The following is a 15,352-nucleotide window of genomic DNA, read 5'->3' as shown; positions in this document are numbered from 1 at the left end:
TCCTGCTACCTTGCCCGGCTCGCATCAATAGAGTGACCGGTCTGAGCAACAAAGCGGTCGCTTGAGACCCTGCTCGGCCAATGACCAGTTGCGCAACACGCGAACTTTCAGGCGTTAGGTTCGAGTGTCGGAGATCAGCCTTGGCCTGCCGCTCAGGTGCGTGGGCACAACGACTGCTCATGGCAGATCCGCGTTGGTCGATGGCACCCCTCATCCACCCTGCACGTGTATGACTGCGGAACGGTAGATCGACACAGCAGAACGTCATCGCTAGACACCATTCGCGGCTCATACGCCCTTGATGCCACCATCACCGCAACTTAGGCATTTCGCTTCCAAAATTCTGCCAGCGATTTCATCGGGCTGTGAACACACCAATTCACCAAGGCATCTCAGCAGCCCCGCATGCTGAACACCCGTTGCCTGCGCCCAAGCCGTGACTTTCTGTTCCAAACTGTCCAACTGCGAAATGCCCGCCGCTCTGGTCCGCACAACCGGCACAATGCGCCCTTCTAACTTGACTTCAGCTGCCGCACCCAACGCCTCCTGAATGGCCTGGCGATTGACCTCATGGCGATCTTCGTCCGCCACCGTCCACCGGACACGCACGAACGCCCCGGCAACGTCCTGTTGCGCCACCGCATCCCGCAAGGTGTCGAGGTCTGGCTTGCCGTCAAACACAATGTCAACCGTTCGCCGAGCAGGTGTCGGCTGCAGCGTGCAGACCGCTGACGAGGTATCCACCTCCCACAGCAGCCAGCCCTTGTCGCCATCCTCCCCATAGTGGAAGCGCCCGATGGAGCCCGCATAGGCGATGCGCTGCTGCCCATGCCGCGCCTCACAGTCCCATGCCTGATGTCGGTGGATGTGCCCCAGCATGAAAGCCTGGGCCTCGGCAGCAAACAATGCGCCCGTGGTGAACTCGTGGTCGAATCCGGCCATGGGAACGCCGTGCTCGCTCATGCAGCCAAAGACGGTGCCATGCGATACGCCGATGGACGGCACCGCCAAGGTCTGTGCGCGTCGGTGGCTCTCGGCAAACCCGGCCAGCAAGACGGCCAGGTGCTCGCCCACTGCCTCGGCAGCAGCCCCCGCCCCCACCGTCGCCGCCACAGCAGCCTTGTTGACCGTGGGCACGCAACTGAACAGGGCCATGAGCCCATCTGGCAGCACATCGAAACGCCAGCTTGAAGAAACCTGCCAGCAGCCGTTCGGCATGAGCGCCACTTGTCCAATCTGGTCGACCACATGGACAGGGTAACGCCCGCCCAAGGATTTGAAGATGGACAGGGTGCCCGGTGGCTCATGAGAGAACGTGCCTTGCAGCATCAGCACCGGACAATGGTCAGCCAGGCGACGCACCTGCGCCACCAGGCGTTCGGCAGCGGGCGAATGCAGGTCCAGGGCGTGATCGGTTGAATCCCCAGACAGCACTGCAGCCTGCACACCTGAGGCCATGGCCATGTCGATGGCTGCCCCGAAACAGCGGTCGGCCTCGATCAGGTTCTTGGGGCCGTAGTGAAGGTCAGAAAAATGAGCAATGCGAACCATGCCGTATCTCCTTCATGTCACCCGGTGCAGTTCGCTCTCGATCTTGTCGAGGTAGCCCTGCGGGTCGTTGCGATAGCGATCCAGTTCATCCCAAGCACGGCGACGACCATGCGGGTTAAGCCGCCACCCTCGGCCCCACCGTCGGTCGGCGTAGGCCTGGTATTGGTCCGCAGCAATGCCATAGGCTTGGGCACGCGCCAGGAGGTGTTCCAAGGTGAGATCCCCGTCATGCACCGGGGCGTCCTTGGGTGCCTCAGCGATCACCGACGCCACAACGGCATCCACATCGGCATCCACATCGGCACCAGCACCCTCCCACGTTGGGGCACCATCCAGGACCTGAGTGGCCAGTTGCGCTTGAACAATGGCCGTGTCTTCGTCCTCCCTGTCGCGCAGCAAGGCGGTCACATCCACGGGCGCTTCCAGTTCGATGATCCATTGCGGCACACGGGTGGGCAGGCCCGTCTCGTCGATGTGGGCAACCTCCATCAAGCGCTTGGTCAGGTAAAACGGGGTGCGTTGCCGATCCAGAAAGCCAGAGATGCGACCGCCACGCAGAAAGCCGATGGTTTCGAACTTCTGGATGGCCGAGTTCATGGCGTAGAAGCTGTTTGTAGGCAACTCGAACGCACTGATGGAGCGGATGCCCGGGATGAAGAACAGGAACCGCCCGGTCAGGTTGCAGCGCCGCTGCTGGTAGTCGGCGCAGGACTCGGGCTCGCAGATGCCGCCGTTGTCTTCGCGCAGAACCGTCTTGCGCCCACCGAAGATGCGGATAGAGCGCCGCCCCGTGTTGTCCATGGGCACCGGCGCATGGCACATGCAGTGCCGCACACGGCCATCAGCCGAATACTGCGACCAGTAGCGCTTGTCCTGGGCCCCCCAGGCCGCGAGTTCATGCGGCATCACCGTCTGCCATTGGTCAGCCGGAAAGACGATGGGGAAGCGATAGAGGTGAAGGCCTTCACCACGGTCCTCGCCATAGGCTTGCAGGATCTGCTTCGGTGTCTCGGGATTGGGGAAGTCTTGTGCCCGCACGGTGAACCAGGGCACGTTGCGCGGGATCAGCGGTGACTTGAGTTGCGGCATCGCACCCACGATGGCGCGTTCGATCTGATCGAAGGACTGGCCGGCTTCAACGCCCTCGTCGTAGAGGCGTTGAGCCTGGGGTTGCTCCGCCGCCTTGCGGGTGAGCACCTTGATGCCTGCGCGGATCTTGCCGCCTGTGGGGATGCGGGCGGGGCCTTGCCCGAGCAGGGTCGGCAGGGCCGCCGAACCGCCCTGGACGGTGACAGTGGTTTTGACCATGGTGGCGCTCCTTCATGAACATGCGATGGTTCATGCTCTCGCGACTTCATGCGACGTCAAGCCCGAGCGCGTATGTGGCATTCTCGATAGCATGAACATCAGCGGCAAGCTCAGAGGCTGGGCAAGGCGGATCAAGCGAGACGGTGTAACGCTCTGGTTCGCTGGCAAACACCCGGCAACGCCGTGGTATGCGAAAGCCATCGGTCTTTTCGTCGTGGCCTATGCACTCAGTCCTATCGATTTGATCCCGGACTTCATCCCGGTGCTCGGTTACGTGGATGATGTGTTGCTGCTGCCTTGTCTCATCTGGCTGACCATTCGGCTCTTGCCCGCTGAGGTTTTGGTCATCTGCCGCGAACAGGCTGACAACTGGCTGAAAGTGCAGGGATCCAAACCAAGCAGCCGTTTTGGTGCGGTTCTGATCGTGCTTATCTGGATTGGGGTCTGTACAGCACTCTGGATATGGCTTTAGCCATATCGCAGGTCAAGGCAACGCCCGCCAGGCAAACTTGACACATGGGGTAGGCCTGCCTAAACTTCGTTCACTTGTACAGACTTACGGCGCAACTGCCTCTCATGCCCACGCACGCCTTCACCGTTCGCAAGCTCGCCGACACCGCAGGGGTCGGTGTGGAAGCGGTGCGCTTTTACCAGCGTCGCGGGTTGTTGCGTGAGCCTGCCCGTGAAGGCAATGGCTTTCGGCAGTACGACGAGGGTGACGTGCGGCGCCTGCGTTTCATCAAGCGCGCGCAAGAGCTGGGCTTTTCCCTTGACGATGTGGCCTCGCTGGTGTCTCTGAGCGCTGAGACCGATCAGCTGCGCGTTCGCGAGATCACCCAGCAACGTGTGCTGGACATCCGCCAGCGAGCCACCCAACTGGAAGCCATGGCCGTTGCCCTTGAAGGCTTGGTCACTTGTTGCCAGAAGTCAGCCAAGGGAGATCACTGCCCCATCATCGCGGCCCTGGTCGATCACGCCCCCCGACCCGCAGAGCAGGTGGCCGCATGACCATGCCTCGCGCGCTCAAGCATTGGATTTGCCGACTGATGGTCGGCGTGATCTTGTTTGCGCAGATGAGCGTGGCAGCCTACGCTTGCCCCAGCAACATGGTCTCCGGCAATGCCACAGCCGACGCCATCACCGCGATGGGCGCCATGGTGGATTGCGAGCAGATGGGCGAAGGCATGGGAAGGCACCTGGACCAAGCCAACCCTGGCCTGTGCGCCGAGCATTGCCACCCCACCCAACAAAGCGATCACACCCAGGCGCCTACCGTGCCTGCGGCGCTGTTGATCGCGCTGTACACCGTCGCCCTGACGGTGGATGCGTCAAGGCCGGATGGCCTAGCGCCGACTGCGGACAGCCGCCTTCACGCGGCGCCACCACCGCTGTCCATACTGCACTGCTGCTTCCGAATTTGACACGCCGAGTGACGCGGCGCTGAAAGGCCTGACGGCCGCTTCAGCGCCTGGTCGCGCAGGTTGCTGGCCAATGCAGGCGCGTGGCGTTCTGCCAAGTCCTGCACACGCCCACGCCATTGGCTTCATTCGGAGGTGTCATGTTTACCCATTCTTCGCTCCTGCCGCGCAGGGGCATGCAACTGGTCGATCTCGGCCATCCCATTTGCATGCGCATGCTCACGCGCATTCGCACGCGCTTCCAAGGTGTCGTCGTTCTGGTGGCCCTCAGCCTCGCATCCTTCCACGCCCATGCCGGGGACGTCCTGACGTTTGAACATGCGCTCGGGCTGTCCCAGGCACGCTCACAGCAACTGGTGGCCCAGAACCACGCCACGGCGGCTGCCCGCGACATGGCAGTTTCGGCCGCTCAGCAACCTGATCCCGTCCTCAAACTGGGCATCAACAACCTGCCCATTAACGGGCCTGATCGCTTCAGCGTCACCCGCGATTTCATGACCATGCGCTCAGTGGGTCTCATGCAGGAGTTCACCCGTGAAGACAAACGTCTTGCACGGTCCATGCGCTTTGAGCGGGAAGCCCAGGCCAGCGAAGCCAGCCGCGCACAAGCGCTGGCTCAACTGCAACGAGACACGGCCATCGCCTGGCTGGATCTCTACTACCAGGAACGCATGCTGGCCCTGGTCAAGGCACAGCGCGATGAAATCCGCCTGCAAGTTGAGGCGACTGAGGTCGCCTACCGAGGTGGCCGAGGATCGCAAACCGATGTGCTCGCCGCACGCTCAGCACTCGCCCAAGTGGATGACCGCATCGATCTGGCCACGCGTGAAGTGAGCACCGTGCAGACCGCGCTGCGCCGGTGGACAGGTCGTGCAGCCGACACGCCCCTGGGTGATGCACCCGACACCAGCCATGTTCCCTTGCACCTGAGCGATCTGGAAAGCACGCTGACCTCGCACCCCGACATCACCTTCATGGTCAGGCAGGAAGAGATGGCTCAGGCCGATGCGGACCTGGCCCGAGCCAACAAGCAAGCCGACTGGGGTGTGGAGCTGATGCTCAGTCAACGTGGGCCCGGCTATTCCAAGATGGCCTCTGTCAATGTCTCCGTTCCCTTGCAATGGGATCAAAAGAGCCGTCAGGACCGGGACCTGGCTGCCAGGTTGGCCACCGTGGAGCAAATGCGCGCCCAGCGCGAAGAGGCCACACGGGAGCACCTTGCCCAGGTCACGGTGATGCTCCAAACCTGGCAGAGCAGCCGGGATCGCCTGCGCCGCTACGACAGCGCCTTGATCCCGCTGGCTGCCGAGCGAACACAGGCCGCCTTGACCGCCTACCGAGGCGGCAGCGGCACGCTGGCCTCCGTGCTGGAGGCTCGCCGCATGGCCTTGGACACCCAAATGGACCGGCTGCGACTCGACATGGACACCGCTCGCATCTGGGCGCAGCTCAACTACCTGATCCCGGTGGAACACGACGCGGCCATACCCGTTCTTGACCACTGACACGGAGCCTCACATGAAACTCAAAAATCTGGTGATCGCCATGATTGCCGCCACAGCACTGAGTGCCGCTGCATATGGCCTGTACGCATTGGGCATGCAAAGAGGCATGGGCATGAATGCCGATGCTGAACTGCGCCCCGCTCAGCCTGCCACAGAAGCAAACGCCACCCAAGCCCTGCCGCAAAGCGTGGCCGAGGGTGAAGACGCCACCCGGCGACACATCGCCGATGGCCTCAAGGCTGGCGACATGGACCCGGTCACCGGCAAGAAGGTCTTGTACTACCACGACCCCATGGTGCCGGGCAACAAGTTTGACAAGCCCGCGAAGTCGCCTTTCATGGACATGATGCTGGTGCCCGTCTACGCAGACAGCGATGGCGACCAGGGCAAGGTCACTGTGAGCCCACGCATCCAGCAGAACCTGGGTGTGCGCACCGCAGAGGTCACAGAAGGGGTGCTGTCGCCCCAGGTCTCTGCCGTGGGCAGCATCGCTTACAACGAACGCGACCAGGTTGTCATGCAAGCACGGGCCGCCGGGTTTGTGGAGCGGCTGCATGTGCGCGCCACGCTGGATGCGGTCAAACAAGGTCAGCCCCTGGCCGATCTCTATGTGCCTGATTGGGTGGCCGCGCAAGAAGAGTTCTTGTCTGTTCGCCGCATGCGGGGTGCCGACCTGGGCAGCTTGGTGGATGGCGCTCGCCAGCGCATGCGTCAGGTGGGCATGAGCGAGGATCAGATCAAGCGCGTCGAGCAAACCGGCAAGACCCAGCCGCGCATCACCCTGGTGGCGCCCATCGGCGGCGTGCTCAGCGAGTTGATGGTGCGTGAAGGCATGTCCGTGATGCCTGGAGCCACTTTGTTGCGCATCAACGGCGTGTCCACGGTTTGGGCCAACGCCGAAGTGCCGGAGAGTCAAGTCGCGCAACTGCGCCCAGGCACCAAGGTGCAGGCCCGCAGCCCGGCTGTGCCTGGCACCACCTTTGAAGGCACGGTTCAGGCCCTGGTGCCGGAGGTCAGCCCTGGCACCCGCACCCTCAAGGCCCGCGTGCAGTTGAACAACCCCGGCATGCGCCTGGTGCCAGGCATGAGCGTGGCCATGCAGTTCATGGACATGCGTGCCGAGAAGGCCTTGTTGATCCCCACCGAGGCCGTCATCCAGACGGGCAAACGCACCGTGGTGATGCTGGCAGAAGACAAAGGGCGGTTCCGCCCGGTCGAGATCGAGACGGGCATCGAGAGCGATGGGCAAACCGAGGTCAAGCGCGGCCTGGATGTGGGCCAGCGTGTGGTGGTGTCTTCGCAGTTCCTGATCGATTCGGAAGCCAGCCTCAAGGGTGTCGAAGCCCGCTTGAATGGCACGCCTGCGACGACGGTGGACAAGGCTGCACCCAGACACGAAGGTCAGGCCAAGGTAGAAGCCCTGACAGGCGAGGCCATCACCTTGTCGCACGGGCCGATTGCCTCACTCAAGTGGGGCGCCATGACGATGGATTTCAAGGTGCCGCTCAAGGGCGGACTGCCCCGCCATCTGGAAGTGGGGGACCCGGTGAGCTTTGAGTTCTACATGGATGCCGATGGCATGCCGCAGTTGACCCGACTGTCGCACCTGGCACCTGAGCCCCAGCCTGCGTCCGAGGCGCCCCATCAAGCCCATGGGACAGCCAAGCAAGGGAGCAAGCCATGATCGCCCGCCTGATCCGTTGGTCCATCACCAACCGCTTCCTGGTGCTGCTGGCCACCTTGATGCTCAGTGCATGGGGGGTGTATTCGGTCGCGAGAACGCCGCTGGACGCCTTGCCCGACCTGTCTGATGTGCAAGTCATCATCCGCACGACCTACCCAGGCCAGGCACCGCGCATCGTCGAGAACCAAGTCACCTACCCGCTGACCACGACCATGCTGTCGGTGCCTGGCGCCAAGACGGTGCGGGGGTACTCCTTCTTCGGCGACTCTTATGTCTACGTGCTGTTCGAGGACGGCACCGATCTGTACTGGGCCCGCTCGCGTGTGCTGGAGTACCTGAACCAGGTTCAGTCGCGCTTGCCTGCCAGCGCCAAGGCTTCGCTGGGGCCCGACGCCACGGGTGTGGGCTGGATCTACCAATACGCCCTGGTAGACCGTGGGGGCACCCAGGATGCGGGCCAGTTGCGTGCCTTGCAGGACTGGTTCTTGAAGTACGAACTCAAGACCGTGCCCAATGTGGCGGAAGTGGCCTCGGTGGGCGGCATGGTGCGCCAGTACCAAGTGGTGCTGGACCCCGACAAACTGGCCACCTACGGCATCGCGCACACCCAGGTGGTCGAGGCCATCCAGAAGGCTAACCAGGAAGCGGGCGGCTCGGTGCTGGAACTGGGCGAGGCCGAGTACATGGTGCGTGCTTCGGGCTACCTGCAATCGCTGGACGATTTCCGACAAGTGCCGCTGATGACCACCGACGCAGGTGTTTCAGTGCGCCTGGGGGATGTGGCCCGCATCCAGATGGGACCGGAGATGCGCCGGGGCATTGGCGAGTTGGACGGCGAGGGGGAGGCCGCTGGCGGCGTGATCGTGATGCGCTCAGGCAAGAACGCATTGGAGACGATTGCAGCCGTGAAGGCCAAGCTCAAGACCCTGCAAGCCAGCTTGCCCAAAGGGGTGGAGATCGTGCCTGTGTACGACCGATCCACCCTCATCGAGCGCGCGGTGGAGAACCTCTCGCACAAGCTGCTCGAAGAGTTTGCCGTGGTGGCCGTGGTGTGCTTTGTCTTTTTGTTTCACCTGCGCTCGGCCCTGGTGGCCATCATCTCGCTGCCCCTGGGCATCCTGGCGGCTTTCATCGTCATGCACTACCAAGGAGTGAACGCCAACATCATGTCGCTGGGTGGCATCGCCATTGCCATTGGCGCCATGGTGGATGCAGCCGTGGTGATGATCGAGAACGCACACAAGCACCTGGAACATTGGGAGCAGGCCCACCCCGATCAAACGCTGGAAGGTGCCGAGCGCTGGAAGGTCATCGGCGACTCGGCGGCCGAGGTTGGGCCCGCGCTGTTTTTCTCGCTGTTGATCATCACGCTGTCCTTTGTGCCGGTGTTCACGCTGGAGGCGCAAGAGGGGCGGCTGTTCTCGCCGCTGGCCTTCACCAAAACCTACGCCATGGCGGCGGCAGCGGGCTTGTCAGTCACGCTGATTCCCGTGCTGATGGGCTACCTGATCCGTGGCCGCATCCCCAGCGAGCAGAACAACCCGCTCAACCGATTCCTGATTGCCATTTACCGTCCGTTGCTCAATGCGGTCTTGCAAGGCCCCAAGCGCACACTGGCGGTGGCCACCGTGTTGCTGTTGCTCAGCTTGTGGCCGTTGCAGCACATTGGCGGCGAGTTCATGCCCAAACTGGACGAGGGCGACTTGCTCTACATGCCCACGGCCCTGCCGGGCTTGTCCGCAGGCAAAGCCGCCGAGCTGCTTCAGCAGACCGACCGTTTGATCAAAACCGTGCCCGAGGTGGCCAGTGTCTATGGCAAGGCAGGCCGCGCCGAAACCGCGACCGACCCGGCACCCATGGAGATGTTCGAGACCACCATCCAGTTCAAACCCAAAGACCAATGGCGCCCTGGCATGACGCAAGACAGGCTGGTTGAAGAGCTGGACCGCATTGTCAAAGTACCCGGCCTGGCCAACATCTGGGTGCCCCCCATCCGCAACCGCATCGACATGCTGGCCACCGGCATCAAGAGCCCCGTGGGCGTCAAGGTGGCGGGCACCGACCTGGCCACCATCGACCGACTCACGGGTGAGATCGAGCGGGCGCTCAAAGATGTGCCCGGTGTCAGCAGCGCCTTGGCTGAGCGCCTGACAGGGGGGCGCTATGTCGATGTCAACATCCGCCGCGATGCCGCAGCGCGCTTTGGCATGAACATCGCCGATGTGCAGTCGCTCATCAGCTCGGCAGTGGGCGGCGAGAACATCGGCGAGACGGTGGAAGGCTTGCAGCGCTTCCCGATCAACCTGCGCTATCCACGCGAGACACGTGATTCGCTGGAAAAACTGCGCACCTTGCCCATCGTCAACGAGCGTGGACAGCGCCTGGTCTTATCCGACGTGGCCGACATCCGCGTGACCGATGGCCCACCCATGCTGCGCAGCGAGAACGCACGGCTGTCGGGCTGGGTGTATGTGGACATCCGGGGGCGTGACCTGCGCTCCGCCGTGCAGGACATGCAAAAGGCTGTCGCGGCCAAGGTCAAGCTGCCACCGGGCTACTCAGTGTCCTGGTCAGGCCAGTTCGAGTTCCTGGAGCGGGCCACGGCCAAGCTCAAGGTGGTGGTGCCCTTCACGCTGCTGATCATCTTCGTGTTGCTGTACCTGACCTTCGGCGCGTTTGACGAGGCCTTGCTGATCATGGCCACGCTGCCCTTTGCCCTGGTGGGCGGCATCTGGTTGCTCTACCTGCTGGGCTACAACCTGTCAGTGGCAGGCGCTGTGGGCTTCATCGCGTTAGCCGGGGTATCGGCCGAGTTTGGCGTGATCATGCTGCTCTACCTCAAGCAGGCTTGGGGCGAGCGCATCGACAAGGGCCAGGTCAGTGTGGATGACCTGCTCGATGCCATCCGCGACGGCGCCGTGCTTCGCGTGCGACCCAAGGCCATGACGGTGGCCGTGATCCTGGCGGGCTTGCTGCCGATCATGTGGGGGGCAGGCACGGGCTCCGAGGTCATGCAACGCATTGCTGCACCCATGGTCGGGGGCATGATCACGGCGCCACTGCTGTCGATGTTCGTGATTCCGGCTGCGTACCTGCTGATTCGCCGCAGCAAGAAGGCAAGGCGCGCCACGCAAGCGCCTCACATGAAACATGCCTGAAGGCTGTCACGCCATCACCCACAACAACAGCCACCTCGACTGGCCTTCTCGGGTTTGAGCGGCCCATTTGTCATCACCACAGGGGTGTAGCCAGCCTCCTGGATTGCGTCGCGAAGTTCATCTGCATCCGCCTCGGTGGGTTCGATCTGGACTTGGTGCGACTGCAACTCGATCCGTACAGTGGCCTCTTTATCGATGGCCCGCACCGCCTTGGTGATGGTGCTGACGCAATGGCCGCAAGTCATGTCCTTGACTTCAAAAGTGATCATCAGAAACTCCGAATGGTTTTTGGTGGGTTCACTTTCAAGCTTCCCACAGCAGGAAGGTCAAGCGCCTGTTTTCAATAGCCATGCCATCAAAGCAAGTAATTGCCACATGACTTTACATTCCCACGATGGGAAGCTTGAGGATCCACGACAAATATCAACCACCTATACGGGCACACCATGATCTCCCCGCAAAAGCCGCTGGCCACATTCCGAATCGACATCCCCATCTCGGGGATGACTTGCGCTTCTTGTGTGTCCAGGGTAGAAAAATCGCTCAAGGCAACGGCTGGTGTGCAAAGCGCCAACGTCAATTTGGCCACCGAAGTGGCCTCGGTCCAAGCGGACCCATCTGTGAACCTTGAGGTACTCAGCGCAGCCGTCCGCGAGGCCGGCTACGACCTGAAGACCACCGATGTGGCCCTCCATGTCGAGGGCATGACCTGCGCCTCTTGCGTCACCCGGGTGGAAAAAGCCTTGCTCAAGGTTCCCGGCGTCTTGTTGGCCTCCGTCAACCTGGCAACCGAACAGGCCGCCGTGCGTGCACTCTCCACGATCCCACCCGCATCTCTCGTGGCAGCCGTCACCAAGGCAGGCTATGTGACTCAATTGAAGCGGGAAGCCGAGCCCGCAAAGCCCAACACCCTGCCGACATGGGGGCCCGTAGCGATCGCTTCTGTTTTAACCTTGCCTCTGGTATTGCCCATGGTGCTGCAGTTGGTGGGGATCGACTGGATGCTCAATGGCTGGCTGCAACTCGCACTGGCCACGCCGGTGCAATTCTGGCTGGGCTGGCGCTTCTACCGGGCAGGATGGCGGGCCGTCAAGGCCAAGGCCGGCAACATGGACCTGCTGGTTGCGCTTGGCACCTCCGCAGCCTTCGGCCTGTCCGTCTACCTTCTGATGCGGCATTCACAGCACGGCATGCCGCACCTCTATTTCGAAGCCTCGGCTGCCGTGATCACGCTCGTTCTCCTGGGCAAGTGGCTGGAGGATCGCGCAAAGCGGCAGACCACGGATGCGATTCGCTCTCTGAACGCCTTGCGGCCGAGCACGGCACTGGTACGACGCGATGGCGTTGACGTCGAAACGCCCGTGGCCGACGTGCGGGTCGGTGACCTGGTGTGCATACGCCCGGGTGACCGCGTGCCCGTCGATGGCGACATCATGGAGGGGCGCAGCCACGTGGATGAATCGCTCATCACCGGCGAAAGCCTGCCTGTGTCCAAACAAGTGGGTGATCAGGTGACCGGCGGGGCCATCAACGCCGAGGGCATGCTGATTGTCAGGACGCAGGCCGTCGGTGCCGAAACAACCCTGGCACGCATCATCCGACTGGTCGAGTCGGCCCAGGCGGGCAAGGCGCCTATTCAGCGCATCGTGGACCGTGTCAGCGCCGTGTTCGTTCCGGTGGTGTTGGGGATCGCGTTGCTCACCTTCCTGGCTTGGCTTGGCATCAACGGAGACTGGGAGCATGCCCTGATCAACGCTGTGGCTGTGCTGGTGATCGCCTGCCCATGTGCATTGGGCCTGGCCACACCCACGGCGATCATGGTCGGAACAGGCGCCGCCGCACGCCGAGGCATCCTCATCAAGGATGCTCAGGCGCTTGAGATCGCACACTCGGTGACCGTCGTGGCGTTCGACAAGACAGGCACACTGACAGAAGGCAAGCCGACGCTGGTAGCCGTTGTCCCGGCCGAAGGGTCAGGCATTGACGAAGTGGTCGCTCTGGCCGCAGCGTTGCAACAAGCAAGCAGCCATCCGCTGGCGCTGGCAGTCACGGCCCACGCCCGCGATGCGCGCCTCACGATCCCGCCAGTACAAGACGCCAAGGCACTGGCGGGTCGCGGCGTCGAGGGCATGGTGAAGGGCGCCAAGCTGATGCTGGGCAATACCAGACTCCTGAACGAACTCGGGGTGGATGCCGGTGCACTCGGCACGCAAGCCGATGTGTTGGAGCGGCAAGGACGGACCTTGTCATGGCTTTTGCAGCAAAACGCCTGCGGCTTTCAACTATTGGGACTGATGGCCTTCGGAGACACCGTCAAGCCCACCGCAGCAGACGCGGTGAGGAACCTGCATCAACTGGGCATCAAAACCCTGATGCTGACCGGCGACAACCAGGGCAGCGCTGATGCGGTCGCGAAGGCCCTGGGTATTCTCGATGTGCGAGCCGAGGTGTTGCCCGGCGACAAAGCGGCCATCGTGCAAGCCTTGCGCGCCAGCGGTGAGGTCGTGGCCTTCGTGGGCGATGGCCTGAACGATGGCCCTGCCCTGGCTGCGGCGTCTTGCGGTTTTGCGATGGCCGGAGGTGCTGACGTGGCAACCGAGACCGCAGGCGTCACGCTGATGCGCGGCGACCCCAGGCTGGTGGCCGACGCCCTGGACGTGTCGCGGCGAACCTATGCCAAGATCAAGCAGGGGCTGTTCTGGGCCTTTGCCTATAACGTCCTGGGCATCCCACTGGCGGCACTGGGCATGCTCAACCCCGTCATCGCGGGTGCCGCCATGGCGCTCAGCAGCCTCAGCGTCATCGCCAATGCGCTCTTGCTGCGCCGTTGGCGGGGTGCGATGGAAAACGAGTTGCCACAGCACACCAAGCCTGCCACCGTCAATTCACAAGGAGCCGCTGCATGAGCGAACACATGAACATCGGAGAAGCAGCCAAGGCCTCTGGCGTGTCGGCCAAGATGATCCGGCACTATGAAAGCGTGGGGCTCTTCCCCGGCGCTTTGCGAACCGATGCAGGTTACCGCCAGTACACCGACAAGGAGGTCGGCACCTTGCGCTTCATTCGGCAAGCCAGAGACCTCGGGTTCTCCTTGGATCAGATCCGCGAACTGCTGGGACTGTGGCAAGACCGTCGACGCCCAAGCCGCCAGGTAAAGGCGCTGGCCCAGGCCCATCTGCAGGAGTTAAACCAGAAGCTCCAGGAACTGCTTGCCATGAAGGCCACCCTTGAACACCTCGTTCATTGCTGCCATGGTGATGACAGACCGGACTGTCCGATCCTCGATATCCTGGCAACCCCACATGCCCAAAGCGAAACGAAGCCCGCGCGTAGCGGGCTGCGGTCAGGTCGGCAAAGTTGACCTGGACGATGTGGGCAAGCAACGCATCATCCAATCAATCCAGGTGTCCTTCGCTGATCAGGCTGCCAAGCCTTGCCACCTCGTTGCTGCTCGCAACTATCTTCTTCCCGTCGACGGTTTCTAACGTTTCCCCTTTTTTCATGTAAACGGCTTTCCCATACTTACTTTCCTTCGCCATTTTTCCATCCTTGAAAAGGTAAAGCGTGCCACCATCTTTCAGTTGATGCGTAGCAGCGGCCTGATTTTTTGCCGCATCACCAGCATAAACAGATCCGACAAATCCAATCAAGGCGACAAGCGTGATCAACGAGGTAGAATTTTTCATGGTGTTTCCTCTTGGAAATTTGCAAAGATGTGGCCTTCGAATAAAATATACAAGACCACAACATGCAATTTAACCGCCATCACCTTACAAAGACATGACGTCGCGATGACTAATTTGACAGCATCTCTTCAATATTAAAACGTCTTGAAAACTCATCCGTCATTATTGAAATAATGTACTTGTCATAGACCCTTGCCAATTGCGCATCATTGCCGCCCAAACGGATGTTCTTTTTGAACAAGGCAGTACCTCTGGACCCAGGTATATCTGGCCTGCGTGAGGGAACATTTAAAACTTGCCTGACACGAAATCCGGAGCGCACAGCACACGCGTTAACCCAAATATCATCCGCATCAGGACACGTCGCCCGGTAACCGAGTCCGACTCGCTTGAGCAGAAGCAGAAAATCAGGTGGGTAAAGTACGCCACCTACCCCAGTGGAGAAATTAAGATGGGAGGGGGCACTGCTATTGCAAAGCGGCCATGCGATGTAGGGCATCAATGCATCGCCATTCGTTAAGACAGACCGAGCGCGCAAACAATGAATAACGGCCTTATCGCTCAACCAGGCATCAAAAAGATGCTTGAAAGCAAGATGTTCGTAAAAAACATCGTCGTCAATGGTGATCAAAGGTCGAACGAAAGAGGCATTCATCTGCAGATAAGGTTGCAGCTTTTTGTGAGGCCCATCGTTTTCGCAGGTTATCACCTCCAATCCACGATGACACAAACGCGTCAACGATTTCGGCAATCGCCCCGGCCAATCTTCCCGAGACAAGAACAGAATGACTCTTCTGGGCTTAATTCCGCTGCACGCAGATTCGATCGCCAAATGAACCCTGTTGACACGATCTCCGTGTGAAGTGAGGGACACATCAAACGCTGAGCTCTCGTCCACCAATTTTTCTTTCGATAACCAGTTTTTCAATGCATACCGAAGAAAAAGAAGATAGCTCTTCACCACAGCCCCAAAACAAAAAGCATTCCCAAATCAGGCCAAACACCATCTTCAGCTGAGCGGGCACTGAATTGGACTATGGGC

Annotated in this window: 13 protein-coding genes; 8 read left to right on the top strand and 5 right to left on the bottom strand. The window is 61.3% G+C overall.

Features of this window, described 5'->3' with window-relative positions:
* Positions 1-288 precede the first annotated feature (288 nt).
* Together Q7V20_RS19925 and Q7V20_RS19920 are read right to left on the bottom strand one after the other, a co-directional pair.
* A complete protein-coding gene (locus Q7V20_RS19925) occupies positions 289-1,551 on the bottom strand; it encodes a metallophosphatase family protein (protein WP_125244025.1) in 1,263 nt (420 codons plus the stop codon).
* A gap of 12 nt (positions 1,552-1,563) precedes the next feature.
* Complete coding sequence (locus Q7V20_RS19920; RefSeq protein WP_125244026.1) at positions 1,564-2,859, bottom strand: hypothetical protein; 1,296 nt, start codon at positions 2,857-2,859, stop codon at positions 1,564-1,566.
* A gap of 91 nt (positions 2,860-2,950) precedes the next feature.
* Between Q7V20_RS19920 and Q7V20_RS19915 the strand changes: the two genes are divergently transcribed.
* The 6 genes from Q7V20_RS19915 (at position 2,951) to Q7V20_RS19890 (ending at position 10,624) form a co-directional block, all read left to right on the top strand.
* Positions 2,951-3,331 carry a YkvA family protein gene (locus tag Q7V20_RS19915; RefSeq protein ID WP_125244135.1) on the top strand — a complete coding sequence of 127 codons (381 nt, stop codon included), beginning with the start codon at positions 2,951-2,953 and terminating at the stop codon, positions 3,329-3,331.
* Between the two features lie 104 nt (positions 3,332-3,435).
* Positions 3,436-3,867, top strand: a complete 432-nt coding sequence (locus tag Q7V20_RS19910) for a MerR family transcriptional regulator (RefSeq protein WP_304795207.1) — start codon at positions 3,436-3,438, stop codon at positions 3,865-3,867.
* On the top strand, positions 3,864-4,280 hold the full coding sequence (locus tag Q7V20_RS19905) for a hypothetical protein (RefSeq protein WP_230179408.1): 417 nt from the start codon (positions 3,864-3,866) through the stop codon (positions 4,278-4,280). Before Q7V20_RS19910 ends, Q7V20_RS19905 begins: the two co-directional genes overlap by 4 nt.
* 137 nt (positions 4,281-4,417) lie before the next feature.
* The gene (locus Q7V20_RS19900) at positions 4,418-5,782 is read left to right on the top strand and encodes a TolC family protein (protein ID WP_304795204.1); all 1,365 of its coding nucleotides are present in this window, start codon (positions 4,418-4,420) and stop codon (positions 5,780-5,782) included.
* A 13-nt stretch (positions 5,783-5,795) separates the two neighbouring features.
* Entirely contained in the window at positions 5,796-7,466 is a 1,671-nt protein-coding gene (locus Q7V20_RS19895) for an efflux RND transporter periplasmic adaptor subunit (protein ID WP_137839888.1), read from the top strand.
* The gene (locus Q7V20_RS19890) at positions 7,463-10,624 is read left to right on the top strand and encodes an efflux RND transporter permease subunit (RefSeq protein ID WP_304795201.1); all 3,162 of its coding nucleotides are present in this window, start codon (positions 7,463-7,465) and stop codon (positions 10,622-10,624) included. The genes Q7V20_RS19895 and Q7V20_RS19890 overlap by 4 nt, the downstream gene beginning before the upstream one ends.
* A 14-nt stretch (positions 10,625-10,638) precedes the next feature.
* On the opposite strand, the gene Q7V20_RS19885 is transcribed toward Q7V20_RS19890, so the two are convergent.
* Complete coding sequence (locus Q7V20_RS19885; RefSeq protein ID WP_133611072.1) at positions 10,639-10,893, bottom strand: heavy-metal-associated domain-containing protein; 255 nt, start codon at positions 10,891-10,893, stop codon at positions 10,639-10,641.
* Between the two features lie 177 nt (positions 10,894-11,070).
* Here Q7V20_RS19885 and Q7V20_RS19880 point away from each other — a divergent pair, with 177 nt between their 5' ends.
* Complete coding sequence (locus Q7V20_RS19880; protein WP_304795198.1) at positions 11,071-13,530, top strand: heavy metal translocating P-type ATPase; 2,460 nt, start codon at positions 11,071-11,073, stop codon at positions 13,528-13,530.
* 8 nt (positions 13,531-13,538) lie between these two features.
* A complete protein-coding gene (gene cueR / locus Q7V20_RS19875; RefSeq protein WP_125244136.1) occupies positions 13,539-13,985 on the top strand; it encodes a Cu(I)-responsive transcriptional regulator in 447 nt (148 codons plus the stop codon).
* A 34-nt stretch (positions 13,986-14,019) separates the two neighbouring features.
* Here the strand turns inward: cueR and Q7V20_RS19870 are convergent, their stop codons facing one another.
* Both Q7V20_RS19870 and Q7V20_RS19865 read right to left on the bottom strand, forming a co-directional pair.
* Positions 14,020-14,310, bottom strand: coding sequence for a CopK family periplasmic copper-binding protein (locus Q7V20_RS19870; protein WP_304795196.1), 291 nt, complete (start codon positions 14,308-14,310; stop codon positions 14,020-14,022).
* A gap of 109 nt (positions 14,311-14,419) precedes the next feature.
* Positions 14,420-15,271 carry a hypothetical protein gene (locus Q7V20_RS19865; protein ID WP_304795195.1) on the bottom strand — a complete coding sequence of 284 codons (852 nt, stop codon included), beginning with the start codon at positions 15,269-15,271 and terminating at the stop codon, positions 14,420-14,422.
* Positions 15,272-15,352: the final 81 nt, after the last annotated feature.

Origin of the sequence: Aquabacterium sp., from assembly GCF_030652515.1 — a bacterium.
Classification (GTDB): Bacteria; Pseudomonadota; Gammaproteobacteria; order Burkholderiales; family Burkholderiaceae_C; genus Aquabacterium.
The sequence above is the reverse complement of the archived record's forward strand: the minus strand, read 5'-3'. Positions and strand labels throughout refer to the sequence as shown.

What these genes read in the sequence shown, in the direction of transcription:
- Q7V20_RS19925 (WP_125244025.1), bottom strand. Translation starts at nt 1,551, where the DNA reads ATGGTTCGCATTGCTCATTTTTCTGACCTTCACTACGGCCCCAAGAAC.
- Q7V20_RS19920 (WP_125244026.1), bottom strand. Translation starts at nt 2,859, where the DNA reads ATGGTCAAAACCACTGTCACCGTCCAGGGCGGTTCGGCGGCCCTGCCG.
- Q7V20_RS19915 (WP_125244135.1), top strand. Translation starts at nt 2,951, where the DNA reads ATGAACATCAGCGGCAAGCTCAGAGGCTGGGCAAGGCGGATCAAGCGA.
- Q7V20_RS19910 (WP_304795207.1), top strand. Translation starts at nt 3,436, where the DNA reads ATGCCCACGCACGCCTTCACCGTTCGCAAGCTCGCCGACACCGCAGGG.
- Q7V20_RS19905 (WP_230179408.1), top strand. Translation starts at nt 3,864, where the DNA reads ATGACCATGCCTCGCGCGCTCAAGCATTGGATTTGCCGACTGATGGTC.
- Q7V20_RS19900 (WP_304795204.1), top strand. Translation starts at nt 4,418, where the DNA reads ATGTTTACCCATTCTTCGCTCCTGCCGCGCAGGGGCATGCAACTGGTC.
- Q7V20_RS19895 (WP_137839888.1), top strand. Translation starts at nt 5,796, where the DNA reads ATGAAACTCAAAAATCTGGTGATCGCCATGATTGCCGCCACAGCACTG.
- Q7V20_RS19890 (WP_304795201.1), top strand. Translation starts at nt 7,463, where the DNA reads ATGATCGCCCGCCTGATCCGTTGGTCCATCACCAACCGCTTCCTGGTG.
- Q7V20_RS19885 (WP_133611072.1), bottom strand. Translation starts at nt 10,893, where the DNA reads ATGATCACTTTTGAAGTCAAGGACATGACTTGCGGCCATTGCGTCAGC.
- Q7V20_RS19880 (WP_304795198.1), top strand. Translation starts at nt 11,071, where the DNA reads ATGATCTCCCCGCAAAAGCCGCTGGCCACATTCCGAATCGACATCCCC.
- cueR (WP_125244136.1), top strand. Translation starts at nt 13,539, where the DNA reads ATGAACATCGGAGAAGCAGCCAAGGCCTCTGGCGTGTCGGCCAAGATG.
- Q7V20_RS19870 (WP_304795196.1), bottom strand. Translation starts at nt 14,310, where the DNA reads ATGAAAAATTCTACCTCGTTGATCACGCTTGTCGCCTTGATTGGATTT.